Origin of the sequence: Nocardia colli (assembly GCF_008704205.1) — a bacterium.
Lineage (GTDB): Bacteria > Actinomycetota > Actinomycetes > Mycobacteriales > Mycobacteriaceae > Nocardia > Nocardia colli.
This window is the reverse complement of record NZ_VXLC01000001.1, coordinates 779,315-805,479: the sequence shown is the minus strand read 5'-3', so window position 1 is coordinate 805,479 and position 26,165 is coordinate 779,315. Positions and strand designations below refer to the sequence as shown.

Below are 26,165 nucleotides of genomic sequence, written 5' to 3'. Positions count from 1 at the left end.
ACCGCCCATCGTTTGCCGTGTTCAGCGGCGCGTGCCTAGCTAGAATGTGGGGGTGCCGCACCATGCGGCGGGGTGAGACGGGGAGGCAAGCCATGGCCGACGTGTTGTTCATCGTCACGGCCGGTTCGCAGGACGCGCAAAGGCTCGACAGTTTGGCCGGAGAACTGGCCGACGAGCTAGGGGAAATCTCCGGGGTCACCGTCGGGGCGGCGACCACGGCGGCCGCGCCCGGGACCAAATCCGGTACCGCGCTGGAGATCGGGCAGTTGCTGGTGTCCGGGGGTGCGCTCAGCACCGCTGCCTGGGCAATTCGCGATATCGTCCTCCGGTTCCTGGCCCGCGGCCGGGCGGAATCCGTCACGGTGCGTCACGGTGACCGCGACATCACCATCGTCCGGCCGACCGATGGACAGGTCGACGGCGTCGTCGATCAGTTGCGGAGCCTATTCGCCGATGACTAGCCCCCGGGGACGCCGGATCGCGCTGTTCGTCGCCAACGACACCTTCTACTCGACGTCGATCTCGCAGCTCTACGCGCCGGTCTCGGATGCCAGGGAGCTGCGAAACCTGTTGCACGATCCCAGCATCGGCGCGTTCCAGCCGGCCGAGATCCTGGTCAACGAGTCGAAGACGGAGATCGAGCGCAGCATCGAGCGGCTGTTCCGCAACGCGGGGCCGGAGGACCTCGTGCTGTTCTACTACTCCGGCCACGGGTTCCGGACCAGCCGCAATCTGTATCTGGCCGCCTGCAATACCGACCCGAATCTGCCGAGCAGTTCCGCGGTGTCGTCCGCGTTCATCAAGGAGTTGATCCGCGAGTCCAGCGCCGCGGCGAAGATCATTCTGCTCGATTGCTGTTACAGCGGAGCGTTTCTCGGCAGCGACGTGATCAAGGCGGTCGGCGGCATAGACGACGGCGTCGGCGAGCACCTGGTCACCGGGGACGGGATCTGCGTGATGACGGCGTGCACCGGCGTGCAGATCGCCGAGGACGGGATCCGTTCCGCCGCCGATGATTCCGTGCCGCTGTCGATGTTCACCTCGGCGATCGTCAACGGCATCACCACCACCGGGCTGGCCGGCAACGGGACCGGGGAGATCAGTACCCACGATCTGTGGACCTACGTCAGTGATGAGGTGCGTCGCCGCACCGATCGCCAAACACCGAGCCACTACGGCTTTTTGAACGACGAGGTGTTCATCGCGCGCACGCGGCGACGGCCCGTGGGCGCCAGTGACGGCGGCGATCGCGTGCTGCTCGGCAGCCTGCTCGGTCGTCTGGAGCAGGTGGAAGACGCCGGGCTGCGGGCGGAGAGCTGGTGGGGCACCGGCAAATTGGCCGTGCCGATCGGCAGGCAACGGCGGCCGGACGGCACCATCGGCGATATCGCGCAACTCCAGTTCGCCGGGCCGGACAACGGACTGCTCGTCGTCGGACGCGCCGGTTCCGGCAAGAGCACCCTGCTGCGCACGCTGGTGGCGTCCCTGGCGCTGACCCATTCCGCGGACGAAGCGCGCGTCCATGTGCTGGAATCCAGCAATCGCCTCGGCTCGATGCGTGAGCTGCCGCACGTCGGCGACGTGGTCTGCGACGACGAGCCCGAGCAGGTCGCCGCCCTGTTGCAGCGCATGCTGGACGAGATCGGCAGCCGGAAGCGGTTGTACCGCAAGCACAATATCGACTCACCGGCCAGCCTGCGCGCGGCGCGGGGCGCGCTGCCCGAGGGGCCGGTGCCGGACCTGTTCCTGGTCCTGGACCGCTGGGACGATTTCGCCGACCTGCTGCCCAAGGCCGCGGACACGGTGCGCCGCATCGCCGGTGCCGGGCCGGAGTACGCGATCCACGTGGTGGCCACCGTGCGGGACTGGAACGAGGTGCCGGACTGGATGGCCCGGCTGCTGGCCGTGCAGATCGAGCTGCGCATGCATCAGCCGCGCGATTCGCGCATCGATCCGGAGCTCGCGGTGCGGCTGCCGGAAGGTCCGGGGTGGGGGTTGCATCAGAAGCAGCCGTTCCGGATCGCCGTGCCCGATATTCGTGAGCCACCCGTGGACCCCGCGATGGTGGACGACATGACCGACGGCGCAGCGGATTTGGTCGCCCGGCTGCGCACGCGGCACGCGGCAGCCGGGAGCGGGTCGGCCGGGCCCGATGTCGAGGCCGACTTCGCCGCGCTGCACGGCCTCGACGATGTCTCGGTGTTCGAGATCGAGCAGTGGTGGCGGCAACGGCCCGTTCGGGAGTTGCTGCGCATCCCGATCGGCGCGACGCGTCCCGGCGATCCGGTGCTGCTCGACCTCAAGCAGGGCGCGGACGGCGGGATGGGTCCGCACGGCCTGGTGGTCGGTGCGATCGGCGCCGGAAAGTCGGAGCTGCTGCGGACCATCGTGCTCGGGCTGGCCTTGCATCACGGCCCGGATCGGGTGAACTTCCTGCTCGTCGACTTCAAGAACGGCGCGACGTTCCAGCCGCTGACCAGTCTGCGGCACGTGGCCGGTCACGTCCGCGACGTGGAACAGGATCTCTACCTGCGCGAACGGCTGCAAGAGGTGCTCGACGGGGAGATCGACCGGCGGCGTCGGCAGCTCGAGGAGAGCGGGCCGTACACCACCATCGGCGAATACGAGCAGGCCCGCGCGGCCGGGGCGATGCTGCCGCCGCTGCCCGTGCTGGTGATCGTGATCGAGGAATTCGTGGAATTGCTCTCCGGGACTTCGACGTTCGTCGACGTGCTGGTCCGGATCGGGCGGCTCGGCCGCTCGCTCGGCATGCATCTGCTGCTCGGTACGCAGCGGCCGGACGAATGGCGGTTGCGCGCGCTGGACAGTTACCTCTCGTATCGCATTGCGCTGCGGACTTTTTCGCCTGCGGAGTCGCGATTGGTGCTGGGCACCACCGACGCCTATCACCTGCCGCGCATTCCCGGTTACGGGTATCTGCGGATCGGTACGGGCACCGCGACGCGGTTCCGGGCGGCGTACGCGTCGGGTCCGGGGCCGTCGGTTCCCGGGAACGGGGGTGCCGGGCCCGTCGATCGTCCGGTGTCGGAGTCGCTGGCCGTCGCCCTCGGCAGGCACGGATCTGCCGCGCACCAAGTGTGGACCGATCCCCTGAGCGACTCGCCTACGGTGGGAATGCTGCTGCGGCAGTGGAATTCATCGCCGTCGGCGGATGGGCCCGGACTGCTGCGGTTGCCGATCGGCGTCGTCGATGTGCCGCGTAAGCACTATCGCGAGGTGCTGTGCGCCGATCTGTCGGACAGTTCCGGGCATATGGCGATCGTCGGTGGGCCGCGGTCGGGGAAGTCGACCGCGCTACGCACGCTGATCGTGTCCGCCGCGGCCACCCACACGCCCGAGCAGGTGCAGTTCTATTGCCTGGATCTGGGCGGTGCGCTCGCCGGCTTGACCGAGTTCCCGCATGTGGGATCGGTTGCCGGGCGGCGTGATTCGGATCGGGTGCGGCGCACCGTCGCCGAGCTGGGCGCGCTCGTCGGCCGCCGGGAACAGCGGTTCGGCGAACTCGGCCTCACCTCGATGCACGAATTCCGGTCCCGCAAGGCGCGAGTGGACCGGCTGTCGACGGAAAAGCAAGCGGCCGATCCGATCTCGGCGGATCGGTACGGTGACGTCTTCCTGATCGTGGACGGGCTCGATGTCGTCCAGCAGGACTATCCGGCGCTGGAACAGACGATCGTCACCATCGCGACGCAGGGACCGCGCTACGGCATCCACGTCGTGGTCACGCTGCCGCCGTGGACCAGGACTCGCCTCGCCCTGCCCGACATGGTCGGCACCCTCATCGAACTGCGACTCGGCGACCCCGCGGATTCCCAGCTCGACCGCGCGGCCGCCGGAACCGTGCCGCCCGACCGCCCCGGACGTGGTCTTTCTCCGGACAAACTGCACCTGCTCATCGCGCTTCCGCGACTGGACTCCGAGACCGATCCGAAGCAGCTGCCGAGCGGTATCGCGGCGGCCGCCAAGCAGCTGCGCACGATCTACGGATCACGGCAGGCGCCCGAGGTTCGCCTGCTGCCCACCGAGATTCCCCGCGCGCACGTATTGCGATCGGCTCTGCACGCCGGCGTCACTCAGGACGCGACGCACCTGGCCGTCGGGCTCGGCGAGAACGAATTGTCGCCCCTGATACTGGATTTCGACGCCCAGCCGCATCTGATGGCGTTCGCCGATCAGGGTTGCGGCAAAACCACACTCCTGCACAACATCCTGCTCGGCATCACCGAGAACGCCGCCCCCGAACAAGCCGGAATCCTCCTCATCGACTACCGCCGCACCCTGCTGCACGCCGTCGACCCGGCCCACCTGATCGCCTACTGCGCGTCCGCGGCGACCGTGCCCGAGGCCGTCGACCACCTGTGCCGCACCCTCACCGCCCGAATCCCAGGCCCCGAAGTCGGTCCCCACCAACTACGCGACCGCACCTGGTGGACCGGCCCCGAACTCTACGTCGTAGTAGACGACCACGACCTCATCGTCACCGACGGCGACGACCCCCTCGAACCCCTCCTCGAATTCCTCCCCACCGCCCACGACATCGGCCTGCACCTCATCATCGCCCGCCGAGCCACCAACCTCACCCGAGCCCTCAACGGCACCCTCCTCGGCCGCCTCCACGAAATCTCCGCCACCACCCTCCTCATGAGCGCCCCCACCGAAGAAGGAAAACCCTTCACCCCCACCCTCCGAGCCACCCCCCTCCCCCCAGGCCGAGGCACCCTCCTAACCCGCACCCAACCCCCTCAACTGATCCAAATCGCCCACCTCCCCCCACCCCAATAGACCTCAGCCGATATCCGCCTGTGCCGGCAGTCGCACGAGTGTGGCAGTGGCCGTTCAGGCAGTGCCGCGACGGAAGCCGAGAACGGGATAGCGAGGGTCGGGCCGGTTCGGTGAACCTTGTCCGTGGCCGATGAAGGATGTCGCCGTTGTTAATTCGAGGTTGTGTTGCGCGCCGAGGGCAGTGAGGCGCGCGCAATTGTCGGCGCGAGGTTGATCTTCGAACGGCACACCCGCGGCGGTGCGGGACGCGGCGACTTTGTCTGCGGTGGTGAGGAAGTGGCCGCCCGGGCGGAGGACTCGGGCAACCTCGGCGAGAACGGGCTCGGCGTCGTCGATCAAGTGCAGCAACCACACCGCGGTTACCGCGTCGACACTGTTGGCTGCCAACGGGATTGCGGTGGCGTCCGCGCGGGCGACCCTGCCGGGTAGCCGGCGAACAGCGTGCTGCAGCATGCCGGCGGAGAGGTCGATGCCGATGACTCGGTGGCCGCGGTCGGTCAGCCGGGCGGCCACGATCGCGGTGCCGACGGCCAGGTCCAAGACCACGCCGGGCGCGGGGAGCAGCCGGTCGAGTGCGTCGGCGGCGGCCTCGGCTCGTGGCGATCCGCCCCGCGTCCGGTCGTAGTCGTCGGCTTCGGTGTCGTAGTCGAGCATCTCGCCCTATCTCGCGGTGGTGCTCACATCATGGCTGGTCGGGGTGAGGTGGCGGTGGCGGGTGGGGATGAGGAGGGTGGGGTGGGTGACGCTCCAGGCGGCGGAGGCGCAGATGAATTCTTTGATGCGGGCGCCGATTCGGCCGGTGATGACGGTGGTGGTGGGTTGGTCTGCGGGGGTCACCTTCTGGATGATGGCGTCGCGGCGGCCGAGGCTGATGCATTGGGCGGCGTAGCCGATGGGTGTTTCGGGAACCTTGCGGCCGGTCAGGCGCGCGGCGAGGGCGTCGGCGCCCTGCCAGGCCATCGGAGATGCGGTGGCGCAACCCATTCGGAGTTCCTTGCCGCCTACGCCGGTGACGAACGCGGCGTCGCCGATGGCGTATACGTCGGGGTGGGAGACCGAGCGCAGGGTGCCGTCGACGACGATTCGCCCGGTGCCGGAGACCTCGAGGGTGCTGGCGGCGGCGATCGGGTGGACCTCGAAACCTGCTGTCCAGACGGTTATTTGGGCGGCGATCGGGCCGGATGAGGTGACCACGCCGTGCGGTTCGACGCGGGTGATCTCGGCGCCTTCGCGGACGGTGATGCCGAGCCGGTCGAAGGCGGTGCGCAGGTGGCGCTGGGCCTTGTCGTCGAGCCAGTCGCCGACGCCACCGCGGGCGGCGATCGTCACCGTCAGATCCGGGCGGGCCTCGGCGATTTCGGTGGCCGCTTCGATGCCGGTCAGGCCGCCGCCGACGACCAGCACGGACGCGCCGGAGGTCAACTCGCTCAGCCGTGTTCGCAACTTCAGTGCGGCTTGCTTACCTGCGACGTTGCAGGCGTGGTCGGCGACACCGGGGACGCCGAAGTCGGCGACCGTGCTGCCCAGGGCGTAGACGAGGGTGTCGTAGCGGAGAGTCTCGGTGTCGTGCTCGCCGAGCAGATCGACGAGTTTGCGGTCGACGTCGATACCGATGACCCGCGCCACCCGGACCTGCACGCCGGTACCCGCGTAGATGTCGCGCAGCGCACGCTGCGGCAACTCCTGCCCGCTCGCGAGCTGGTGCATGCGGACCCGTTCGACGAACTCGGGCTCGGCGTTGACCACGGTGATCTCGACGTCGTCGCGATGCAGCCGCTTGGCCAGGCGCCCGGCGGCGATGCCGCCGGCGTATCCGGCTCCGAGGACGACGATGCGATGCTTCATGGTGAGCTCCTATCTGGTTGCACTCACCTCCTGAACCGGGCAGCCGCGCGATCCCTGACACCACACCTATGTGATGTGGGTCACCACGCCAGTTCGAGCGGTCGATGCGGTCCGGCGGCCGCCCACTGCCGTGTGATGCGTTGCAATTTCTCCGGATTGACCTGGATGTGGATCGCCGCGACACCGTCGGGCGTCGGGTCGAGGGCGAAGATGCCGTAGACCCGCGCACCGGTCACCACCAGCACGGCGGGCGCACCGTTGACGACGTCGGCGTAGAAGACCACCTCGTCGCCGACGAACGCGCGCCGGGCATCGGTCGGCCGGAACAGGTTCCGCACATACCGCGCGATATCGAGCGCGCCCACGACCGGGATCTTGCGCGCCGGAATCCGCCCGCCGCCGTCCGCGACGCTGACCGCGCCGTCGGTGAGCAGCCGGATCAGCGGCTCGGTCTCGCCGCTGAGCGCCGCGGCGAGGAACTGCTCGACGATCTTGCGCGCGGTGGCCGCATCGACCTCTGCACGCGCCTCCCCGGTGCTGACGTGCTGCTTGGCCCGCCGGTAGATCTGCTGGCAGTTGGACTCGGTGAGGTCGAGGATTTCCGCGATCTCCCGGTGCGCGTACCCGAACGCCTCGCGCAGCACGTACACCGCGCGCTCGTTCGGTGACAACCGCTCCATCAGCGTCAGCATCGCGAAGGAGACGGACTCGCGCTGCTCGGCGGTGTCGGCCGGGCCGAGCATCGGGTCGCCGGCCAGCACCGGCTCCGGGAGCCACTGCCCGACATAGGTCTCGCGCCGGGCCCGGGCCGAGGTGAGTTGGTTGAGGTAGAGGTTGGTGAGCACCTTGGTCAGCCACGCCACCGGCGTTTCGATCAGCGTCCGGTCGGCCGCGTGCCAGCGCAGGAACGTCTCCTGCACCGCGTCCTCGGCGTCGCCGGCCGACCCGAGCAGCCGGTAGGCGATCGCCTCCAGGCGGCCCCGATAGCTCTCGAAGAGGTCGGCTTCTTGCGTGCTGAGCGACATCACACCATGGTCGGGCATGCGCGCGAACCGCGGCCAACCGCCCTGGCCAGGGCGTCTAGGGAACGCCGACGGGACTGAGGCAGCTGGCGGGCGGGTCGACCAGGACGCAGAAGGAGGGGGCGCGGGTGGGCCGGTAGTCGTCGGGGACGCCGCCCGCGTTCACCAGCTGGGTGTACGTGCCGACCGCGTCGGTGGGTCGGCGGGTGAGGCCGGGGTCGGTGCGCACGTCGACGGTGTAGAGCCCGAATCGCGGTGTGTAACTGCCCCATTCGTAGTTGTCGGTGAGGCTCCAGTAGTTGTAGCCGATGACGTTCATGCCGTCGGCCTTGGCGCGCTGGATCCAGTAGACGGTGTCGCGCAGGTGATCGCTGCGGGAGTAGCCGTCGGCGCGGGGGCGGCCGTTGTCGGTGGGCATGCCGTTCTCCACGATGTAGAGCGGTTTACCCGGCAGGCGGCGCGAATAGTATTGCAGCGCATAGTAGATGCCCTCGGTGCGCAAGGGCAGGTCCCAGATGTTCATGCCGGGCATCGGCACCGCGGAGCCGGTGGCCCTGGTGATGGCGCTGAGCAGCGACTGCGCCGGGTCGTACCCGAAGTAGTAGTCGATGCCGACGTAGTCGAGCCGGGCCGCGACCCGGTCGATGAAGCCGCCGTTGACCTCGGCTTCGACGCCCGCGACGTAGCCGACATTGCTGGTAACCATTGCGCCGGGCTGGACTTGGTGGATGTAGTCGTGGATCTCGTTATGCGCCTGCGCGACTCGGTCCAGCATCTGGCCCGGATCGGCGCCGCCCCGGCCGACCTCCTGCGAGATATAGGCGACCGGTTCGTTCACCGTGACCCACAACGGATTACGGGACGCATAGCGATCGACTACCGCCCGCATGTTAGCCAGCCAGTCGCCGACCATGCCGGGGTTGCGCCAGCCGCCGCGGTCGACGGCCCAGCCGGGGTACACCCAGTGGTCCAGGGTGATCATCGGCCGCATCCCGGCTCGTTCGATATCTCCGATGACGGCGTCGTAGAACCGGAACGCGCCCTCGTCCCACACGCCCGGCGCGGGTTGCAGCCGGGCCCATTCGATGCCGATCCGGAACACCCGCACGCCGAGCGAAGCGGCCAGATCGATGTCGGCGGCATAGCGGCCGTAGAAGTCGACCGAATCCTGTAATCCGTCGTAGTCGGGCCGCGCGGCGATATATCGGGTCCAATTGCTGTCGGGCGCATGGCCTTCGGACTGGAATCCGGAAGCCGCGACGCCCCAGAGGAATCCCGGATCCAGCGGCGCCGCGGCGGCGACCGGCCGGATCATCGGGGCCGCGGACGACTGCGTGCATAGCAACATCGTCGACGCGGCGGCGGCGAGAACGGTCGAGGCATAACGACGAAACCGGAATCGCATCACCTCAGGGTAACTGGACGCGCGCCACAGTTGGGCGGATCGTGCGATAGCGGTCCGCGCCACCGCGTGTCCCGCGCGCGGCGGCAAATCTGACAGGGACGCAAATAGATTCGTGATCAGGCTTGCGTGGGAGCGCGCGAAGCGACACCGAGGTCGTTGATCGGAGTCGGCGGCTCGGGCATATTGGGCGCATGAAGTACGTCCTGCTGATCTGCGACGACGAGACCAATTCCCCGACCAATGCGGAGATCGCGGCGGATCCGGAATTCCAAGCGTGGGGGGTGGAGCTGAATCGGCGGGGAGCCAAACTCGGCGGGGCGCGGCTGCGGCCCGTGGCGGACGCGACGACGGTCAGGGTCCGGGGCGGTGAGACGTTGATCTCCGATGGGCCGTTCGCGGAGACAAAGGACTTCATCGGCGGGATCGACATCATCGAATGTGCCGATCTGGATGCGGCGCTCGAGATCGCGGCGAGTCATCCGTACGCGCGCCGGGGTTGCGTCGAGGTCCGTCCCGTGTGGGAATGACCGCTGCCGAACCGGTTCGGGCGGCGGTCGAGGCGGCGTATCGGGACGAGTGGGGTCAGGTGGTCGCGACCCTGATCGGGCAGACCGGGGATTGGGACCTGGCCGAGGACTGCGCGCAGGACGCGTTCGCCGCGGCGTTGGCGACCTGGTCGCGCGATGGGGTGCCGAGTCGTCCGGGGGCCTGGCTCACGACGGCGGCGCGCAACCGGGCCACCGACCGGCTGCGTCGCGATACCACCGGGGCGGCGAAGCTGCGCCAGCTCGCGGTGCTGTCCCGGACGGTGGAAGATGCTGCGCCGGAAGAGATTCCGGACGACAGATTGCGATTGATCTTCACCTGCTGTCATCCGGCGCTGCCGTTCCCGGCGCGAGTCGCCCTCACGTTGCGCACCCTGGCGGGGTTGAGTACCGCGGAGATCGCCAAAGCGTTCCTGACCGCCGAGTCCACGATGGCGCAACGGCTGGTGCGGGCCAAGCGCAAGATCGTCGAGGCGGGCATCCCGTATCGGGTGCCGCCGGCGGAGCAGTTGCCGAACCGGTTGTCGGCGGTCCTCGCGGTGCTCTATCTGATCTGCAACGAGGGCTATGACGAGGCGGACGGGCGCCGGGCGCTGACGGCCGAGGGAATTCGGCTGGCGCGGGTGCTGGTTCGGCTGCTGCCGGCCGAACCGGAACCGCGTGGGCTGCTGGCGTTGATGCTGCTGCTCGAGGCGCGGCGGGCGAGCCGGATCGAGGACGGTGTGCTGGTCACGTTGGAGGACCAGGACCGTTCGCGATGGGATGGTGCGTTGATCGCCGAAGGGGTGGCGACGCTGGAGGAAGCGCTGGCCAAGCGGCAGGTCGGGCCTTACCAGGTGCAAGCCGCGATCGCCGCTTGTCACGCCACCGCGGTTGACGCGGCATCGACAGATTGGCCGCAGATCGCGATCCTGTACGGGGAGCTCGCACGGTTGGCGCCGTCGCCGGTGGTGGACCTCAACCGTGCGGTGGCGATCGCCATGGCCGACGGCATTCCGGCCGGTTTGGCTCGGGTCGATGAGCTGGCCGAGTCCGGGAAGCTGGCGGGCTATTACCTACTGCCCGCGACTCGGGCCGACTTGCTTCGCCGGGATGGCCGGTCGATCGAAGCCGCCGCGGCTTACGAAGAAGCGCTGGTACTGGCGCCGACCGACGCCGAACGTCGCTATCTGAGCGGTCGGCTTCGCGGGCTCTGAACAATTTCGCGAAAAAGATCCGGAGCGTTGTCGATGTCGCGCGGCCTCGTTCGTCGGTGGGGCAACACCACCGAGAGAGAGGCAAGACAGATGTCGAACGACGATCACTTGACCGCCACCACCACGGTCGACCACACCCCCGACGAGGTCTTCGCGGCCATCACCAATGTGCGGGACTGGTGGAGCGAGAACCTCATCGGCGCCACCGCCGCCCTGCACGACGAGTTCGTCTTCACCGACGACTGCAAATACGCGGGGGAGACAGTCCAGGAGAAGGAAGGTATTCGCTTCGCCCGGTTCCGGCTCACCGAGGTCGTGCCGGGTCAGCGAATGGTCTGGCATGTCGTCGATTCGTTCATGACCTTCATCGATGACCAGCACGAATGGACCGGCACCGACGTCGTCTTCGACCTCGCCGCCACGCCGGAAGGGACGACGGTTCGCTTCACCCACCAGGGCCTGACCGCCGCGAAATCCGAATGCTTCGAGGCGTGTTCGCGCGGCTGGACGTTCTACATCGAGACGAGCCTGCCGCAACTGATCACCACCGGCACCGGACAGCCGATCCCGAAATACGTGTAGGGCAAGGTAACTCCCGGCCCGACGGGTCACCAGATATCGATCCAGATGGGCCGTTTGGGAATGTCGAACAACGCCGAATTCTTGCGCACCACAATGGGAACCGAGGAACCGGCACTCAGTCGCTCGGCTAATGCCCGCGCCTTGACTTCGCGGTACTTCGGATAGAGGAACTGTTTCCGCACACGGGCTTCCGTGCCTGTATCCGGGTGCGGGAACTGCGCTTCGACCTGCACTCGCCACAGGTCGAAGCTCAGCGTGCCCGACCGATGTTTGATCCCCAGATCCGACTCGACCACCACCGCGGTCAGTGCGGTTCCCTTGCGCCGCAGGTAATTCCGGCGCACCCGCCACGCGGCGGCAAGCACGAGCATCCACCCGCCCATGCCCGCCAGCAGACCTATCGGCAGAAACAGCGCCATGGCTGCTTGCGACCCGGTCCACCGAGTCGCCACCATAACGAGTTTCAGCATGCCCAACATGAAAAATACCGCCGCCACCGCGACCCCCAACGCCCACACCAGCGACATCGGGCCGATCAACTTCTGGGAGCGCCCCATACCAACCCCTCGAGTAACCGACACTGGGCCACGACTCTAACGGCACCTCGGAAAGCGAAGTCTCGACGCGCAATCCAGGACGCGGTTCAGGGGCGATCGCGGAGTAGACCGGCGTCGTTGAGGACCACGCGGACATCGTGGGCGAAACCGGCGGTGTCGTCGAGGCCGAAGGCAGCGTGTTGCAGGACGAAGCCGTGGAGCAGGGCCATTACTACGCGCGCTCCGCGGTCGGGGTTCAGTTCGGTCGGAACGGTGCCTGCGCGTTGGCCGTTGCGGAGGGCGTCGGCGATGCGTTGGCGGACTTGCTCGAAGCCCGCGTTGGCTTGTTGCCGCAGACCTTCGTGGCGTAGTAGCTCGCCCCAGGCTTGGATGGCGCAGCGCAGGAGTTCGTCGACGGGGATGGTCCGGCCGGCCGCGTCGACGGCGAGGTCGCCGCTCACCGGATCGATTGCGGCGGCGACCAGGTCGGCGACCGTCACGTTGTCGGTAGCGGTGAGTTGCTCGACGGGGGCGAACATTACGCGGAAGGCGTCGCCGGCGATCTCGACGATGATCTCCTCTTTACCGGCGAAGTAGCGGTAGGGGGCGCCGACCGAGACGCCTGCCTCGGCGGCGATGTCGGGCATCGAGGTCTGGTGGAAGCCGTCACGGGAGAAGCAGCGACGGGCGCGCTTGTCATCCTAAAGGTGAAAGGTCGTTCACGTAAGCGGCCTCCGAGGAGAGAAGTCCCTGGTATGACTGATCTGAAGCTCGACTTGGGCGTCTACCGGTACGAGCACACCGAGCCACTGTTCGACGGGCGGGTCGCGATCGCCGGCGCCGACATCACCCTGCACACCTCGCCGCTGATCTCCGATTTGTTCGAACGAATGGCCAAGGGGGAGTTGGACATCGCGGAGTACGGGCTGACCTACTTCCTGCGCTCGTTCGACCTGGACGATTCGCCGTTCCTGGCGCTGCCGATCTTCCCGAACCGCGACTTCCGGCATGCCGCGTTGTTCGTGAATGTCGACAGTGGGATCGAGGAGCCGGCGGATCTCGCGGGCAAGACAGTCGGCGAGTTCGCGCTGTGGGGCAGTGATCCGGGTGTGTGGATGAAAGGGGTGCTGGCCGACGAGTACGGGGTGACGCCGGATCAGCTGCGCTGGGTGATCGGCGGTACCGACCATCCGATCCCGGCGTTCGACTGGATTCCGCTGCCCGTTCCGGACGGTATCGAGGTCAGCCACACCGCGGGGGACCAGACCCTGGCCGCGATGCTCGAAGCGGGAGAGATCGATGCGCTGCTGTCCGTCGACGTTCCGCAGGCGCTCATCGACGGCTCGACGAAGAAGATCCGGCGGCTGTTCGTCGACTACGAGTCGGTCGAGTGTGACTACTACCGGCGCACCGGCATCTTCCCGATGATGCACGTCGTCGCGATCCGTCGTGAACTGGCCGAAGTGCCCGGGCTGCCGCAGTCCGTGTATCGAGCCTTCGACGCGGCCAAATCCATTGTGCAGGAACGCTATCGAGCGGGCGCGGCCAAACAGCACATGTCCGTGATCACCCCCTGGTTCAGCAACCTGTTCGCCGAGAACCGAGCACTGCTCGGCGAGGACTGGTGGCCTTACGGTCTGGACGCCAACCGCAAGGCCATCGACACCTTTCTGCGCTATCACCACGAGCAGGGCCTGTCCAAGCGACTGCTCACGTCCGCGGACATCTTCGCCCCCTAGGCGGGGCTGGGCGACCGTATGTTTCGGGGCCTGCCGCCAACCCGGGGAAGCGTCACAATGAGCTTGTGCGCGAGCAGGATCCGACACCCGATGAAGAGCGGCGTCGACTACGACGGGATCTCGCTCCGCGGCGGGTGGAGTCCGGCCTGCCTCAACTGGGACGACGGCGTCCGGGCCGGCGATGCGGGCATCGACACTTCGCCGCCGCAGGGCCTGCACCACGACAACATCGCCCCACTCAGGGCCGCGCAGGTCGCGGCGGAATGGTTCATCACGCACCGAGACAGGCGACGCCGGTAGCCGACTCGGATGTGCGGCGATCGAGGGACGCACCGTGCCGGGCGCAGCAAGAAGTGGGGGCTGTGGAGATCGGGCGGGCGTCGGTACCGTGATCCGGTCCCTAGACAAGGAGATTGGTGTGAGTATCAGAAACAGTGTGGCTGTGGCGATCTCGGCTGCCGCTTTTGTCCTGACGGCGTTGGTGGCTGCCCCGGCGGCGAGCGCGGATCCGGCGCCCGCTCCGAGCTCGGGCAGTTCGAACCTGCAGTGCTTGATTCAAGTTCTCATCCACGGCGAAGTGCCGGGGATCTGCTAGCGCGCCTTCGGGTTCGGTAAAGCGCTAGGCCAGAGATGCTCGACAGCGGCACCCGGATTCGGGTGCCGCTGTCGGTGTTTTCAGGTCAGAGGGTTGCCAGGTCGATCGCGTCGGCCATCGCCCGGTAGCCCGCCGCATTGGGGTGCTTGTGGTCGCCGGAATCGAAGGCCGGGTCGAGGTTTTCGGGGTCGGCCGGGTCGCGGACGGCCGCGTTGAAATCGACCACGGCGTCGTATTCGCCGCTGGTGCGCATCCACTGGTTGAACTCGCGGATCTTCGCCGCCGAGGTATCGGTGTAGTACTCGGCGCCCTTCATCGGCAGCAGGGTGGCGCCGGTGATCCGCACGCCCGCTCGATGCGCGGCGGCGATGAGCTGACGATGGCCGTCGATCAGCTGGGCCACCGAGATATTCGGATTCGGCTTGTAGGTGGGCAGGTCTACCTCGGAGAAGCCGAAGTCGTTGAGACCGCCGAGGACCAGCACGCTGGTGACGTCCGGCTTGGCGAGTACGTCACGTTCGAAACGCCGGATCGTCGCGGCGCCGAACCACGGCGAATCGTTGAGGATCAGGTTGCCGCCGATGCCGGCGTTGAGCACCGGGCGCGGGGTGCCCGCCTCGACCAGCCGCTGCGCGAGCCGGTCCGGGTAGCGGGTGTTGGTGTCGTAGGTGGATCCGTAGCCGTCGGTGATCGAGTCGCCGACCGTGACGACGGTGCCCCCCTCGTCCGCGTCGTCACCGGACACCTGGACGTCGGTCAGGTAGTACCAGGAGTGGGTGGTCTCGGTGAAGGCATCGGCTGCCGGGTCCGTCGCGTGGTTGCCCGCGGCGCGGTAGCTGCTGGCGTAGGCCTGCGAGTGGAATGTGGCCGGACCGGTCCGGCCGGCGAGGTACATGGTGACGCTGGCCGAATCCATCGACGCGAGACTCAGGTCGGCGGCATCGCTGGTCAGCGTATGGCCGGCCGGTATCTCCGCCGCGGCCTTGCCGTCGAAGGTCAACTCTCGCAACGACTTCGAGTCGATGGCGGCACCGGCGGCGGCGCGGGCGATGGTGACGTGGTCCACCCGCAGCGGAGCGGTGCCGAATAGGTTGGACAGGGTGATCCTGGCCGCGCTGCCGCCATCGGTCACCTTGACCACCTGCCGCACCGTCTGGTCGCCGAAGCCGTCCTGTGCCCAGTTCGGTTCGAAGCCGACGCTGGGTAACTGCGGGGCGGCCATCCATCCGGTGTCCCATGCCGGGTCGGGTTCGGCGGCGGTGCCGATGGCGATTCCGCCGAGCACGGCAACGGCGGCGACGGCGGTCGCGGCAAGCCGGACCCGCAAGGTGTTCTGCATCGTTCTGTCCTCTCCACTGCCCGTGCTAACGGTTCTGTGTTCCCGTTAGCGTTAGGACGACAGTACTGCACAACCGTCACTAATGAAACTGTATTCCCGTTTAAGATTCGGAGGTCAGCCGAGCCCGGATCGGGCGATGACGTTGGTGATGCTGATGTGAACTGCGGTGAAGCCTTCTCGCACAAAGGATTCGGCGATGTCCGCTGGAGATTGCATGGGGTAGTAGCGGGCGGCGATGCGGGTGGCGACTTGTTCGATCCGCGCCTGCTCGGCCGAGATGCGCGCATGTCCTTCGATGGTCACGAAGCCGTAGGGCTGCTGTTCATCGCTGACGCACACCGCGATACGCGGGTCACGCGCCAGGCGCTTGCCTTTGACGCTCCCCGGCGAGAGGGCGAAGGCGAGTTCGTCGCCGTCGAGGACGAAGCAGATCGGGGTGACGTGAGGCCGCCCGTCGGCGCGGGTGAGGGCTACGTGGGCGAGTCTTGTTCCGGCGGTGACGAAGGAGCGCCATTCGGTGTCGGTCATGGTGGTCATGCGAGTGTTCCTTTCGTGGGAAGGCTTGTTGCCGCCTGCCGTTCGCGAAGAGCGCCGGCGACGGCCTTCAACGCAGCGAAGAGCAGGAGTCCGGTGACGAGAGCGCCTGCCCCCAGCCAGATTCGATCGGTGTGCTGCAGCAGCGCCGTGCCGACCAGCGGGCCGAGGATGGTGCCGAGGCTCCAGGTGCTCGACGCGACGCCCAGGTATCCGCTGCGCAGTTCGGTCGGCGCCAGATCGGCGAACGTGGCGCTGAACTGGACCGCCATCCCGATCTGCCCGAGACCGAGCACGAGGACCGCGGTGGCATAGCCGCCTGGGCTCTGCGCCACGGCGGCCAGAACTCCGCCGATGCCGGCCAGCAGCATCGAGACGCCGAGGACCGTTCCGCGGTCGCGATGCGCCAGCACGGTGACGGCCAGCGGTTGCAGGATGACGATGGCGAGTCCGTCGACGGCGATCACCGCGCCGTACGTGCTCGGGCCGTAACCCTGCGCGGTCATCAGCAGCGGCAGCGTGGCGAACGCCTGCATATTCAGCGTGAAGTAGACGACGTGGAGCAGGGCCATGGTGATCATCAGGCGGTCGCTGAGCAGCGTCGGCAGCAGCGCGCGTCGAGAGCGGCTGGTGGTCGAATGCGTCTCCGGCACCGCGAGCACCACGATCGACGCCGCGGCCAGCATGGCGAGGGCGTTCAACCAGAACAGCAGGCCGTAGCCGTGACTGGCCAGCACCCCGGAACCTGTTGCGGCGACGGCATATCCGAGGTTCGCCGCCCAGTACAGCAGGCTGTAGGCCCGCACCCGCTGTTCGGGCGGAAGGTCCGCCACGGCCGCCGAGCCGGCCGGACGGAAGAGCCCGGCGGTGAGGCCGTAGCCGATGGCCGCGGCCCAGATGACCGGCGCCGTTTCGGCGGATCCCAAGGCGGCCAGCGCGATTGCCGTTCCGAGGAACCCCAGCAGCATCGTCTGCCGACGCCCGAACCGGTCCCCGAGCCAGCCGCCCAGCAGTTGCGATCCGAAGTCGCCGATGCCGATGGCCGCCACCACCGCGCCCGCGGCCATCGGGGTCATCCGCTGTTCCTGGGTCAGATACAGCACCAGCATCGGTTGCACGAAACCGCCGGCTCGGGTGATGAGGTGGCACGCCCCCAAACTCCACGCCAGGGCCGGTAACCCGAGTGGCTGCCGGGTGTAGTTCTTGGTGCCGGTGTCGACGATTGTTGTCATGACGTCGACGCTATGAGCTGGGAGTCATCAAGAAAAGCGATCATTTACGATCATATTCATCGTGATCTGTTATACATAGCGTATGGCCGAGTTCGACCTACGGCAACTGACCACGATGATCGCGATCGCCGAAGAGGGGACGTTCTCCCGGGCGGCGAACCGCTTGGGTTACACCCAGTCGAGCGTGAGCCAGCACATCGCAGCGCTGGAGAAGGCCGTCGGTGGCGCAGTCTTCGATCGGCCGGGCGGGCCGCGGCCGGTGCGGATAACCCCGCTCGGCGTCGTGGTGCTCGAGCAAGGCCGCGAACTGCTGTCGAAAGCCGAAGCGCTGGGACACGCGGTCGATCGATTCAAGGCCGGCGACGGCCGCATCGACATCGGCACCCTGCAGAGCGTCTCCAACGCGATCCTGCCCACCGTGCTGCGCCGCCTCCGAGACGAACAGCCCAACTGCGAGATCCGGCTCTCCGAAGCGGAACCGGACGCCGCGCAGATCGGCGAACTCGACCTGCTGTTCTACGACGGATTACTCAGCGACGCAACGGAATCCGTCCTGCTGATGAAAGACCCCTATCTGGTGGTGGCGCTTCCGGACGACCTGCCCGCCGGCCCGGTGCCCGCGCGGCTACTGGACGGAAAACCAATGGTGGCCTGGCCCGCGACCTGCGACCAGCCCAGACTCGAACAGTCCCTCGCGGACGCAGGCGCCCAGCCGCACATAGTGTTTCGCTCAGCCGGCAACGAAACGATCCTCTCCATGGTCCGCGCCGGCATGGGCCTCGCCGTCCTCCCCTGGCTGACCATCCACCACGTCATCTGCCGCTCCTGCGGCGCAATCCACGGCCCAGAAGGATGGCCGGACCTCCAGATCCACCACCTGGACCCCACCCCCACCCGCACCATCTACCTACACTCCCCACCCGGCCGCAGCACCCAATCCCCCCTCCTCGCCCGCACCCTCGAAATCGCCGTAGAAGTCGCCCACGACCTCGCCCAACAGGCACCCCGGACTCGAACCTGACTGAGCACCAGTCGTTTTCAGCGTCGACAAGTCCGCAACCGGTGCGGTGGTAATTCAGTGAACCCGAACTCGGCCTGCGGTGAAGTACGCCGCCGCCTGATCGGTGGCCGATATCGGTTGGGTGAGGACCCGCACAGCTGTCCGGAGCCCGATGGTGCCGTGGGTCTGTTTCCGCAGCGCTGCTTGTGCGTCAGGGTGGTCGAGACCGTGAACGCCGGCCGTCGAAACATCAACTCCGGGAAACAGATCGACCACCAGCAACTGCTGGCCGCGCCACCGATGTACCCGTAACCCTTGCACGGTCTCCCAGGGCAGAAAGATCGAGTCCGGCGCGCCGTCGAGACTGAGGCGAAGTCCGCTGGGGGACAACCGCATTGCGTGGGGGCAAATACCCTCGGCGGCCCACTTGTCCCGCAGGCGGCGCCGGCTTCGTATAGTCCGCTGCGCACCGAAAATGAAGGCGGCCACCACCGCGAACTGCAGGAGGCCGATCGGCCCGGCGAGCCACACCATCAACCCGGCCAGGGCCGAGATCACCACGGCTGTTATCAGTTCCACAACCACCGACGTCGTCAACAACCGAAGCGTCCGACGACGGGCCTTCTGAACCGCCACGATATCGACACCGACAACGAACTCCCCCACAGTCTCCATGCGGGCACGGTAACAGCGGCCGACGCGTTTTCGCGCGGACCACCCTGGTACCCGTCGGCCTCTCAGAGTTGTTGGCAGACAACCCTCGCCATCATCACCGGGCTCGACGAGAGGGCATTTCCTCGGCTCCAGCCTGGTCGTCGAAGCGTCTGCGGGCGCGTTCGACGTCGGGCAGGGTGGTGGTGGTCCAGCGTAGGAGTGCGTCGATGAGGTCTTGGAGGGAGTGGCCGAGGTGGGTGAGGCGGTACTCGACGGCTACTGGGCGGGTGCTGGTGACGACGCGTTCGATCATGCCGTTGCGTTCCAGGCGACGCAGGGCGGCTGTGAGCGACTTCTGGGTCACGGCGGGGATGGTTCGGCGGAGTTCGTTGAAGCGCAGAGTTCCGTGCTCGCACAGGGCGTCGAGGATCTGGAGTGACCACTTGTCGAGCACGTGGTCGAGCAGCTCGCGATGCTTATCGGTGAGCTGAGGGCTGTCCAGATGTGGGGGCGCGGTTTCCTGCATGACACCTAGTCTCGTTGAAGTGCCCTCGGGGTACCAGGTAGACATCGGATACCTACTCCGACACTGAAAGAGGCACCCATGGCAGTGCAGTTGCTGACCCCCGAGGGCATGTTCGGTCCTGTTCCGTACCACCACGTTTCGATCGGCACGGGCACCCGGCACGTGCACGTGGCCGGCCAGATCGCCCGCGACGCCGACGGCAACCCGGTCGCGACCGGCGACCTCGCCGGCCAGGTCGCCCACGCACTGCGCAACACCGCGCGCGGCCTCGCCGGAGCCGGCGCAAGCTTCGCCGACGTGGTCCGTCTCCGCTTCTTCGTCACGCACTGGACCCCGGACAAGTACCCCGAATTCGTCGAGGGCATCGAGCGCGTCGTAGCCGAGCTGGGGATACCCCAGCCGATGCCACCCGTGTCGGCAATCGGCGTCGACTACCTGTTCGAGCCGGACGTACTGGTCGAGGTCGAGGCGTACGCCGTGCTCGACTGATGTAGGGTCTCAAAACCCGTAGCCATGACGACTTCGATGACCAGTGGCTTTCCAGTTGTCTCATAATGTTTGGCATCGATGTTTGTCTCAGATCGGTGGCCATTCTTCACCGCCGGGTCTTTAAGGCGTGATTGCCAAGGTGTCGAGCTGTCGTGCCAGTTGTTGTGCGTCGCGGCCGACTCCGCGGAGTGACGCGGACGAAAGGCTTCGTTGCCACTCGAGGCCGAGGTATCCGAGTCTGCGGTGTGTGATGGACAGCCCCTTTCTGTGTTGAGGCTTTCCAGTGGCGGTTAGTGCGCCGATGTCGTTGAGGTAGGCCAGGTTTGGGGTGTATCCGGTGGCGAGGATGAGTGTGTCGACACGTTCGCGATTGCCGTTTTCCCAGATGGCGGATTGTTCATCGAGATGGGTGAACATCGGGCGCGCTTCGGGGTGGCGGTTCTCGAGAGCGCGTTTGTAGTGTCCCGTGTCGAAGACGGGTGCTGTGGGTGGTTGCTTGATGAGGTGGCCGATGGGGAGGGCATCGAGGCCGGTGATGGTGAACCAGAAGTGCATGTCCCGGCCGAGCGGGCGTTGTGGGATGAACTTGACGGGGTTGCGGCTGGCGAGGGTGACGGTGGTGTGTTCGGCGAGTTCGGCTGCGATCTGTACTGCGGAGTTTCCCGCGCCGATCACGATGACGTGTTGTCCGGCGTGCTCCTCCGGGGCCCGGTATTGGCTGGCGTGCAGGATCTTTCCAGTGAAGACGTCTTGGCCGGGCAGGTTAGGTAGGTTCGGTGTGCCGAAGCCGCCAGTGGCTGCGATCAATCGGGGCGCGGTATAGGCGTCGCCGGTGGAGCTGTGGGCGGTGAACCGTGCGCCTTCGTGGGTGACGGTGTGCACGCATGTGCCGGTGTGGATGTCGGCGTCGAGTGTCTTGGCGTAGTGCCTGAGGTAGTCGACGACTTCGTCGCGGCGGGGATAGTGGTCAGGATCGCCTGGAAACGGAAGTCCGGGTAGCGAGCTGTATTTGGCGGGCGAGAACAGGGTCAGGCTGTCGTAGTAGTGCGGCCAGGAGCCGACCGGTTCGACACCGGCTTCGAGGAGGGCAACGGAGAGTCCGCGTTTGCGGAGGTGGTGAGTGGCGGCGAGACCTGATTGTCCGCCACCGATGACGAGAGCGTCGTAGTCGGTGTGCACGGTTGTTTTCCTTGTGGGTCAGACGGTTTCGGTGTGCCGAGGTTCGGAGACGAGCGCGACTATCGCGGCGAGGGCTGCGATGGCGGCGAGGATGAGATAGGCGTGGGCGTAGCTGCCGGTCCAAGACGAGAGTGCGGTTCCGGCCCACGGTGCTAATGCTGTGACGATGACAACCGGTGCGGACATGAGTCCGCTGAGGCGGCCGTAGTGGGTTGCGCCCCACCGTTCGGTGATCGCGGTGGCCTTGATCAGTGTCATGACGCCACGGACCAGCCCGGCCCCGACCGAGACTGCGATCAGCACCGTGACGGTATCGGCGAGGCCGAGTAGCGCGGTGGAGATGGCGGTTGCTACGAAGGCTCCGACGATGCGTGTGCGGGCGGTGGTGCTGGCGGCCAGGGGCAGGTAGCCGATCCGCCCGAGAACTTGTCCAGCACCGCCTAATCCGAGGGTGAGCGCGGCCAGTGATGGTGAGAATCCTCGTTCGATCAGCAGGGGTACCAGGTTGAATACCGCTGCGAAGGCAGTGAACGTGCCCAGCGTCAGCGCAACTGTCAATGCCAGGAACGCGGGACTGCGCGACACCGCGCCGTGATCGGCGTGAAAGCTGTTGGCCGGCGCGGGTGCGTGCGGCCACGGACCGCGTAGCCCGAAAAGATGAGCCGGGACGGTGATCACCGTCAGTACGGCGTTGAGGACCAGATAGGTTGCGCGCCAATCGGTTCGCTCCACAAGCGAGGCTGTCAAGGGTGCGAACACGGTGCTGGCCAGCCCACCAGCCAGGCTCAGGATCATCAACGCTTTGACGTAGCCGATGCCGTACCAGCGGGTCAACGCGGCGAAGGCCGGCGGGTAGAGCACCGCACCCATCGCGATGCCCGCGGCGAGCCATCCACCGAAGAACACAGGCAGGTTCGGTGCGGTCGCCACCGCGATCAACGCGGGCACGGCCAGCACTGATCCCGCTGTCATGACAATGCGGGGGCCAATACGGTCGATAATTCGTCCGACCGGGATACCGGTCAGGGCGGCGGCGAACTGACTAAGGGAGAACGCGGCGGTGATAGTTGGTGCTGACCAGCCGGTGTCGTGGGTGATCGAGACCGACAGCACGGGAAAGGCGTAGTAGAGGATGCCCCAGCTGGTGATCTCGGTCAGGCACAGCACCGCCAGAACCCGCCGCAGACCGGTCGCGGAAAGGGTTCCAGTCTGCGGCTGGGTTGTTGTGTCGCTCATCGAGAGTTAGGCGTGAGCCGATGCGGCTCCGAGGGTGATCAGTTGCGGTTCCGGCGCGGCGCAGCAACCACCAGAGCTGGCGCCTTCGGCATCGTCGAAGACACCGGCACCGCCACAGACGCCGGTCTCGGGCAGGGTCAGCTCGACCCGGGCGGCGGACTCGTGATCACCGGCCAGTGATGCCGCGATGCTGCGGACCTGTTCATAGCCGGTCATCGCCAGGAATGTCGGTGCGCGCCCGTAGCTCTTCATCCCGGCCAAGAACACACCAGGCTCCGGGTGGGAAAGTTCCTTCACACCATGGGGATACACGGTGCCGCACGAGTGCACGTTCGGGTCGATCAACGGTGCCAGCTCGACCGGGGATTGCAACACGGGGTCGAGATTCAGGCGGATTTCCGACAGCCAGGACAAGTCCGGGCGGAACCCGGTCAGAACCACGACCTGGTCAACATCGTCGATGCGCTGCCCAGCGTCGGAAACAAGCATGTAGCTTGACCCGCTGGGTTCGATTGCGGCGGTGCGGAATCCGGTCACGACATTCAACAGTCCGTCGTCGAGGGCTTGTTTGGCGCGCAATCCGAGTGCGCCGCGTGCGGGCAGTTCGTCGGCGTCACCGCCACCGAAGGTGGACCCGACCTCGCCGCGGCGTAGCACCCAACTGATCCGGGTGCCCGGCGCGGTCTTGGCCAGATCGGTCAGGGCAATGATGGCGGTGAGCGCGGAGTGACCACTTCCAGCGATCACGGTGTGATTGCCGGTGTAGCGGGCACGCGCCGATTCGTCATCGAGGTCAGGGACGCGGTATTCGATCACTGTGGAAGTGGTCTCGCCGAGTGCGGGCAGACCCTCTCCGCCGAGAGGGTTCGGGGTGCCCCACGTGCCGGAGGCGTCGATGACTGCCTGAGCGAGGAGGCGGTCCTCGGTTCCGTCCGCGCGTCGGATGTGGATCGACAGGGGTTCGCTGTCGCGTCCGGCGTCGACCACTCGGTCGCGGCCACGGCGCGCGACGCCGATAACTTCGGTGTTCAACTGCACGCTTTCGCCGAGGGCGTTCGCCAGCGGGATCAGGTAGTCGCCTGCCCATTCCCGGCCGGTCGGGTAGGTGTCGTCATTCGGTGCGGTCCATCCGGTGGGCTCGAGGAGGCGGCGGGCGGCGGGATCGATCAGTTCGGCCCATCGGGAGAACACTCGCACGTGATTCCATCGCGAGACCGCTGCGCCCGCGGTGGCGCCGCGTTCGAAAACCAACGGATCGAGGCCACGTTCACGTAGCTCAGCAGCGGCGGCCAGGCCGATCGGTCCGGCTCCCACGACGACTACGGGCAACTCGCTCATAATCAACAGTCCTTTCATCGACATTCATCGATCAACTAGCCCGAACTGTATCGACAGGCGTCGATGAATGCAACCATCGATGTATGTCGATATAGTGTGAGTGTGACTGACCTGGACATGCCGGTACTGCGCAGCGAGCGAACCGACGCGTTGTCGGTCGGCGACGCGACCACCTATTCGGCGTGGTTCGCCTGCCTGGCCGATCCGACGCGGGTGCGGCTGCTGCATCAGGTCGCCTCGCATCCCGCGGGCATCACGGTCGGAGAACTTGTCGACGCACTCGATATCGGGCAGCCCACGGTGTCGCATCACGTTCGCAAGCTCGTCGACGTGGGCTTCGTCGGTGTCCACAAGAACGGAACCTCGACAGTGGTGATGGTCAACCCGGCATGCTGCACCGGCCTGCCGCACGCCGCCGATGCCGTCATGGGCGTACTCACCCCACGCCCTTGCTGCCCGGAGGATCTGCCCGCCGATGTGTCGGTGCGGGCGATGACCGACGATGACTGGGCGGCCGTGCTGCGCATCTACGGCGAAGGCATCGCCACCGGAAACGCCACCTTCGCCACCGACGTACCGGACCGGGAATCCCTTGACGGGCAATGGCTTTCCGGCCACCGATGGGTCGCCGAAATCGACGGCGCGGTCGTCGGCTGGGCCACGCTGAGCCTCGTATCGAGCCGCGACTGCTACCAGGGCGTGGCCGAGAACTCCGTTTACGTCGCCAACGGTACGCGTGGTCGTGGAGTCGGTAAATCCTTGTTGCACAAGCAGGTCATCGCCGCCGACGAAGCGGGACTCTGGACGCTGCAAACCTCGATCTTTCCTGAGAACCGCGCCAGTATCGCCCTGCATCATTCCGCGGGTTACCGCACAATAGGTGTGCGCGAACGGATCGCCCAACGCGACGGAATCTGGCGCGACACGGTTTTTCTCGAACGCCGCAGCCCGGTTCGATAGCAGGGCGCATCGCGCCAACGCGAGCCAAGGAAGGAACACGATGGGCTCTTCCCGCGAGAGCCCATCGTGGCGCAGAAAATGGTTGACTGCGTCGAGTCCGGCTACGCGGCCGGGTTATTCAGCTCCTCTTGTGCGCGACGGAATCGTCTGTTGCAGAGATCTGTACTGGCGCTGCGCCAGAACCCGAAGCCTCCGTTGGTGCCATCCGTGTACCGGAATCCGAGCGCTTCGAGAAGACCTGTCTCCAGGTCGAACCCGGTAGTGAGCATCGCTTCGAAGTCGGCGGCGCTCATCGCCTCGCGCGCCGAAGGGAGTTCCGCGTAGGCCGCGGCGCGCTGGTTCCAGTGGCCGGCAAGATAGTCGTTCCAGTTCGCTCGGGCGAAGCGGGATGCTTGCCGCAGTTGCGGACCGGCGGGATAGTAGGCAAACAGGTACGCCAAGTATTTCGACAGCCAGTCTTGTGTCCGGGCCACTGACTCCGAGAGAATTCCTGGATCCGAACTCTGTGGGTCGCGCAGAGCCTTCATGATTTCGTAGTTCAGCGTCAGCATCGACTCGTTCAGGGTCGCGACCGAGCATGCCTCGGACTCGCCGTATCCCAGCTGTGCCAGCGCCCGCTCGACTCGCAGCTCCTCGATTGCGAAGGCGCCCGTATAGAGCATCAGCTGTCGCCAATCGGTATCACCGGCGAATGCTCGGATGCCTCGGGCATCCTCGCCTCGATTGCCCAGAAGGACATGGCCGGCCTCATGGGCAAATAGACGTTCGATTGCGTCGTTGCCGCGGTTACCGATCTCCGGGGCGTTGATGACGATGACCGGGCCGTCGGTGAGTTGTATCAACTTCGCCGCGACGACACCCGCACCTCGTTCGACGCGATAGGTGCTGTCTCCGGTGAGATCGCGGACCTCGTCCACGAAATTGTCGGTGATGAAGATGGTGACCTCTGGGGCTCCCATCGCGGTCAGGCCAGTCTCGGCGGCCTCGATCTGGGCGGCGTTGAGCCCAGTACCCTCAGTGCGCACATTCATGTGCAGCTCCTCGGTTCAGGCCTCAGCCCTGGTGAAACACAAACTCTCGCGTGCACCACTTAGACACCGACCGCACCGGCCGGCACGAAGTGACCTAACATCGGAGAGGTCTCGCCAAAGACAAGTCCGAGGTCCTGCCAGAGTTCACGCTCCGGCAGGGCCTCGGCGTTTACTGCGGGGTTTCTGTCCCCGGCCACCTTGGGTTTGGTGGTCGTTGAAGTCTACATCTGGTGGGTGACAAGTCCGTGCAGCACAACACCTAGTGTCGCAGCGCTTCAGGTCGGTGTTTGCCGAACGGTCGCTATGGTCTCTAAACGAGACCAGTTATCAGGTCGGCTTTGCTGTCGGTCGGTTCTGCTCGCCTGTGTATTTCATCGGC

At 66.6% G+C, this 26,165-nt stretch carries 25 protein-coding genes and 1 pseudogene; 10 read left to right on the top strand and 16 right to left on the bottom strand.

Features of this window, described 5'->3' with window-relative positions:
• The first annotated feature begins 92 nt into the window (after nt 1-92).
• Both F3087_RS03945 and eccCb read left to right on the top strand, forming a co-directional pair.
• Nucleotides 93-461, top strand: a complete 369-nt coding sequence (locus F3087_RS03945) for a hypothetical protein (RefSeq protein WP_150400357.1) — start codon at nt 93-95, stop codon at nt 459-461.
• The gene (eccCb, locus tag F3087_RS03940; protein WP_191093756.1) at nt 454-4,803 is read left to right on the top strand and encodes a type VII secretion protein EccCb; all 4,350 of its coding nucleotides are present in this window, start codon (nt 454-456) and stop codon (nt 4,801-4,803) included. Before F3087_RS03945 ends, eccCb begins: the two co-directional genes overlap by 8 nt.
• Before the next feature lie 54 nt (nt 4,804-4,857).
• Here eccCb and F3087_RS03935 read toward each other — a convergent pair whose 3' ends face one another.
• The 4 genes from F3087_RS03935 to F3087_RS03920 form a co-directional block, all read right to left on the bottom strand.
• The gene (locus F3087_RS03935) at nt 4,858-5,457 is read right to left on the bottom strand and encodes a class I SAM-dependent methyltransferase (protein WP_150400355.1); all 600 of its coding nucleotides are present in this window, start codon (nt 5,455-5,457) and stop codon (nt 4,858-4,860) included.
• 6 nt (nt 5,458-5,463) lie between these two features.
• Entirely contained in the window at nt 5,464-6,648 is a 1,185-nt protein-coding gene (locus F3087_RS03930) for an NAD(P)/FAD-dependent oxidoreductase (RefSeq protein ID WP_150400354.1), read from the bottom strand.
• An 80-nt stretch (nt 6,649-6,728) separates the two neighbouring features.
• Nucleotides 6,729-7,673, bottom strand: a complete 945-nt coding sequence (sigJ, locus tag F3087_RS03925) for an RNA polymerase sigma factor SigJ (protein WP_223884799.1) — start codon at nt 7,671-7,673, stop codon at nt 6,729-6,731.
• A gap of 55 nt (nt 7,674-7,728) precedes the next feature.
• Nucleotides 7,729-9,075: a family 1 glycosylhydrolase gene (locus F3087_RS03920; RefSeq protein ID WP_150400352.1), complete on the bottom strand. Its 1,347-nt coding sequence runs from the start codon at nt 9,073-9,075 to the stop codon at nt 7,729-7,731.
• Between the two features lie 191 nt (nt 9,076-9,266).
• Between F3087_RS03920 and F3087_RS03915 the strand changes: the two genes are divergently transcribed.
• The 3 genes from F3087_RS03915 to F3087_RS03905 all read left to right on the top strand — a co-directional run bounded on the left by F3087_RS03915 (nt 9,267) and on the right by F3087_RS03905 (nt 11,398).
• Nucleotides 9,267-9,602, top strand: a complete 336-nt coding sequence (locus F3087_RS03915) for a YciI family protein (RefSeq protein WP_150400351.1) — start codon at nt 9,267-9,269, stop codon at nt 9,600-9,602.
• A complete protein-coding gene (locus F3087_RS03910) occupies nt 9,599-10,816 on the top strand; it encodes an RNA polymerase sigma factor (RefSeq protein ID WP_150400350.1) in 1,218 nt (405 codons plus the stop codon). Before F3087_RS03915 ends, F3087_RS03910 begins: the two co-directional genes overlap by 4 nt.
• 90 nt (nt 10,817-10,906) lie before the next feature.
• Entirely contained in the window at nt 10,907-11,398 is a 492-nt protein-coding gene (locus tag F3087_RS03905; protein ID WP_150400349.1) for an SRPBCC family protein, read from the top strand.
• A gap of 26 nt (nt 11,399-11,424) precedes the next feature.
• Here F3087_RS03905 and F3087_RS03900 read toward each other — a convergent pair whose 3' ends face one another.
• From F3087_RS03900 to F3087_RS47080, 3 genes and pseudogenes are all read right to left on the bottom strand, one after another.
• A complete protein-coding gene (locus F3087_RS03900; RefSeq protein ID WP_223884798.1) occupies nt 11,425-11,925 on the bottom strand; it encodes a hypothetical protein in 501 nt (166 codons plus the stop codon).
• 116 nt (nt 11,926-12,041) lie between these two features.
• Nucleotides 12,042-12,473 (bottom strand): TetR family transcriptional regulator C-terminal domain-containing protein, encoded by a 432-nt coding sequence (locus tag F3087_RS03895; protein WP_263407196.1) that lies wholly within the window; start codon nt 12,471-12,473, stop codon nt 12,042-12,044.
• 33 nt (nt 12,474-12,506) lie between these two features.
• Nucleotides 12,507-12,614: pseudogene (locus tag F3087_RS47080) on the bottom strand (TetR/AcrR family transcriptional regulator); the annotation flags it as partial.
• 75 nt (nt 12,615-12,689) lie between these two features.
• On the opposite strand from F3087_RS47080, the gene F3087_RS03890 reads away from it, so the two are divergent.
• The gene (locus F3087_RS03890; protein ID WP_150400346.1) at nt 12,690-13,673 is read left to right on the top strand and encodes a substrate-binding domain-containing protein; all 984 of its coding nucleotides are present in this window, start codon (nt 12,690-12,692) and stop codon (nt 13,671-13,673) included.
• A 90-nt stretch (nt 13,674-13,763) separates the two neighbouring features.
• A complete protein-coding gene (locus F3087_RS03885) occupies nt 13,764-13,973 on the top strand; it encodes a hypothetical protein (protein ID WP_191093755.1) in 210 nt (69 codons plus the stop codon).
• A 380-nt stretch (nt 13,974-14,353) separates the two neighbouring features.
• Here F3087_RS03885 and F3087_RS03880 read toward each other — a convergent pair whose 3' ends face one another.
• The 3 genes from F3087_RS03880 to F3087_RS03870 all read right to left on the bottom strand — a co-directional run bounded on the left by F3087_RS03880 (nt 14,354) and on the right by F3087_RS03870 (nt 17,373).
• Nucleotides 14,354-15,607: an SGNH/GDSL hydrolase family protein gene (locus tag F3087_RS03880; RefSeq protein ID WP_150400345.1), complete on the bottom strand. Its 1,254-nt coding sequence runs from the start codon at nt 15,605-15,607 to the stop codon at nt 14,354-14,356.
• A 114-nt stretch (nt 15,608-15,721) separates the two neighbouring features.
• Nucleotides 15,722-16,144, bottom strand: a complete 423-nt coding sequence (locus F3087_RS03875; RefSeq protein WP_223884797.1) for a PPOX class F420-dependent oxidoreductase — start codon at nt 16,142-16,144, stop codon at nt 15,722-15,724.
• The gene (locus F3087_RS03870) at nt 16,141-17,373 is read right to left on the bottom strand and encodes an MFS transporter (RefSeq protein WP_150400344.1); all 1,233 of its coding nucleotides are present in this window, start codon (nt 17,371-17,373) and stop codon (nt 16,141-16,143) included. Before F3087_RS03870 ends, F3087_RS03875 begins: the two co-directional genes overlap by 4 nt.
• 82 nt (nt 17,374-17,455) lie before the next feature.
• On the opposite strand from F3087_RS03870, the gene F3087_RS03865 reads away from it, so the two are divergent.
• Nucleotides 17,456-18,394, top strand: a complete 939-nt coding sequence (locus F3087_RS03865; RefSeq protein WP_150400343.1) for a LysR family transcriptional regulator — start codon at nt 17,456-17,458, stop codon at nt 18,392-18,394.
• A 54-nt stretch (nt 18,395-18,448) separates the two neighbouring features.
• Here the strand turns inward: F3087_RS03865 and F3087_RS03860 are convergent, their stop codons facing one another.
• Nucleotides 18,449-19,048 carry a hypothetical protein gene (locus F3087_RS03860; protein WP_150400342.1) on the bottom strand — a complete coding sequence of 200 codons (600 nt, stop codon included), beginning with the start codon at nt 19,046-19,048 and terminating at the stop codon, nt 18,449-18,451.
• Nucleotides 19,049-19,142: 94 nt separating this feature from the next.
• A complete protein-coding gene (locus tag F3087_RS03855) occupies nt 19,143-19,553 on the bottom strand; it encodes a winged helix-turn-helix transcriptional regulator (protein WP_150400341.1) in 411 nt (136 codons plus the stop codon).
• A gap of 78 nt (nt 19,554-19,631) precedes the next feature.
• Between F3087_RS03855 and F3087_RS03850 the strand changes: the two genes are divergently transcribed.
• Nucleotides 19,632-20,042 (top strand): RidA family protein, encoded by a 411-nt coding sequence (locus tag F3087_RS03850; RefSeq protein ID WP_150400340.1) that lies wholly within the window; start codon nt 19,632-19,634, stop codon nt 20,040-20,042.
• 120 nt (nt 20,043-20,162) lie between these two features.
• Here F3087_RS03850 and F3087_RS03845 read toward each other — a convergent pair whose 3' ends face one another.
• From F3087_RS03845 to F3087_RS03835, 3 genes are read right to left on the bottom strand one after another with little or no spacing between them, the layout of a single operon-like run.
• Nucleotides 20,163-21,221, bottom strand: a complete 1,059-nt coding sequence (locus F3087_RS03845; protein WP_150400339.1) for a flavin-containing monooxygenase — start codon at nt 21,219-21,221, stop codon at nt 20,163-20,165.
• Between the two features lie 18 nt (nt 21,222-21,239).
• The gene (locus tag F3087_RS03840; protein ID WP_150400338.1) at nt 21,240-22,457 is read right to left on the bottom strand and encodes an MFS transporter; all 1,218 of its coding nucleotides are present in this window, start codon (nt 22,455-22,457) and stop codon (nt 21,240-21,242) included.
• Between the two features lie 6 nt (nt 22,458-22,463).
• Nucleotides 22,464-23,795: an NAD(P)-binding domain-containing protein gene (locus F3087_RS03835; RefSeq protein ID WP_150400337.1), complete on the bottom strand. Its 1,332-nt coding sequence runs from the start codon at nt 23,793-23,795 to the stop codon at nt 22,464-22,466.
• Nucleotides 23,796-23,897: 102 nt separating this feature from the next.
• On the opposite strand from F3087_RS03835, the gene F3087_RS03830 reads away from it, so the two are divergent.
• A complete protein-coding gene (locus F3087_RS03830) occupies nt 23,898-24,755 on the top strand; it encodes a helix-turn-helix domain-containing GNAT family N-acetyltransferase (protein WP_223884796.1) in 858 nt (285 codons plus the stop codon).
• Between the two features lie 101 nt (nt 24,756-24,856).
• Here the strand turns inward: F3087_RS03830 and F3087_RS03825 are convergent, their stop codons facing one another.
• Entirely contained in the window at nt 24,857-25,786 is a 930-nt protein-coding gene (locus F3087_RS03825; protein WP_150400335.1) for a hypothetical protein, read from the bottom strand.
• Nucleotides 25,787-26,165 lie beyond the last annotated feature (379 nt).

Excerpts from the sequence above, each read along its gene's own strand:
- F3087_RS03910 (WP_150400350.1), top strand. The coding sequence starts at position 9,599 with ATGACCGCTGCCGAACCGGTTCGGGCGGCGGTCGAGGCGGCGTATCGG.
- F3087_RS03850 (WP_150400340.1), top strand. The coding sequence starts at position 19,632 with ATGGCAGTGCAGTTGCTGACCCCCGAGGGCATGTTCGGTCCTGTTCCG.
- F3087_RS03870 (WP_150400344.1), bottom strand. The coding sequence starts at position 17,373 with ATGACAACAATCGTCGACACCGGCACCAAGAACTACACCCGGCAGCCA.
- F3087_RS03935 (WP_150400355.1), bottom strand. The coding sequence starts at position 5,457 with ATGCTCGACTACGACACCGAAGCCGACGACTACGACCGGACGCGGGGC.
- F3087_RS03875 (WP_223884797.1), bottom strand. The coding sequence starts at position 16,144 with ATGACCACCATGACCGACACCGAATGGCGCTCCTTCGTCACCGCCGGA.
- F3087_RS03930 (WP_150400354.1), bottom strand. The coding sequence starts at position 6,648 with ATGAAGCATCGCATCGTCGTCCTCGGAGCCGGATACGCCGGCGGCATC.
- F3087_RS03900 (WP_223884798.1), bottom strand. The coding sequence starts at position 11,925 with ATGTCGCTGGTGTGGGCGTTGGGGGTCGCGGTGGCGGCGGTATTTTTC.
- F3087_RS03855 (WP_150400341.1), bottom strand. The coding sequence starts at position 19,553 with ATGCAGGAAACCGCGCCCCCACATCTGGACAGCCCTCAGCTCACCGAT.
- F3087_RS03905 (WP_150400349.1), top strand. The coding sequence starts at position 10,907 with ATGTCGAACGACGATCACTTGACCGCCACCACCACGGTCGACCACACC.
- F3087_RS03860 (WP_150400342.1), bottom strand. The coding sequence starts at position 19,048 with ATGGAGACTGTGGGGGAGTTCGTTGTCGGTGTCGATATCGTGGCGGTT.
- F3087_RS03865 (WP_150400343.1), top strand. The coding sequence starts at position 17,456 with ATGGCCGAGTTCGACCTACGGCAACTGACCACGATGATCGCGATCGCC.
- F3087_RS03920 (WP_150400352.1), bottom strand. The coding sequence starts at position 9,075 with ATGCGATTCCGGTTTCGTCGTTATGCCTCGACCGTTCTCGCCGCCGCC.
- F3087_RS03915 (WP_150400351.1), top strand. The coding sequence starts at position 9,267 with ATGAAGTACGTCCTGCTGATCTGCGACGACGAGACCAATTCCCCGACC.
- sigJ (WP_223884799.1), bottom strand. The coding sequence starts at position 7,673 with ATGTCGCTCAGCACGCAAGAAGCCGACCTCTTCGAGAGCTATCGGGGC.
- F3087_RS03880 (WP_150400345.1), bottom strand. The coding sequence starts at position 15,607 with ATGCAGAACACCTTGCGGGTCCGGCTTGCCGCGACCGCCGTCGCCGCC.
- F3087_RS03825 (WP_150400335.1), bottom strand. The coding sequence starts at position 25,786 with ATGAATGTGCGCACTGAGGGTACTGGGCTCAACGCCGCCCAGATCGAG.
- F3087_RS03945 (WP_150400357.1), top strand. The coding sequence starts at position 93 with ATGGCCGACGTGTTGTTCATCGTCACGGCCGGTTCGCAGGACGCGCAA.
- F3087_RS03890 (WP_150400346.1), top strand. The coding sequence starts at position 12,690 with ATGACTGATCTGAAGCTCGACTTGGGCGTCTACCGGTACGAGCACACC.
- F3087_RS03835 (WP_150400337.1), bottom strand. The coding sequence starts at position 23,795 with ATGAGCGAGTTGCCCGTAGTCGTCGTGGGAGCCGGACCGATCGGCCTG.
- F3087_RS03895 (WP_263407196.1), bottom strand. The coding sequence starts at position 12,473 with ATGTTCGCCCCCGTCGAGCAACTCACCGCTACCGACAACGTGACGGTC.
- F3087_RS03840 (WP_150400338.1), bottom strand. The coding sequence starts at position 22,457 with ATGAGCGACACAACAACCCAGCCGCAGACTGGAACCCTTTCCGCGACC.
- eccCb (WP_191093756.1), top strand. The coding sequence starts at position 454 with ATGACTAGCCCCCGGGGACGCCGGATCGCGCTGTTCGTCGCCAACGAC.
- F3087_RS03885 (WP_191093755.1), top strand. The coding sequence starts at position 13,764 with ATGAAGAGCGGCGTCGACTACGACGGGATCTCGCTCCGCGGCGGGTGG.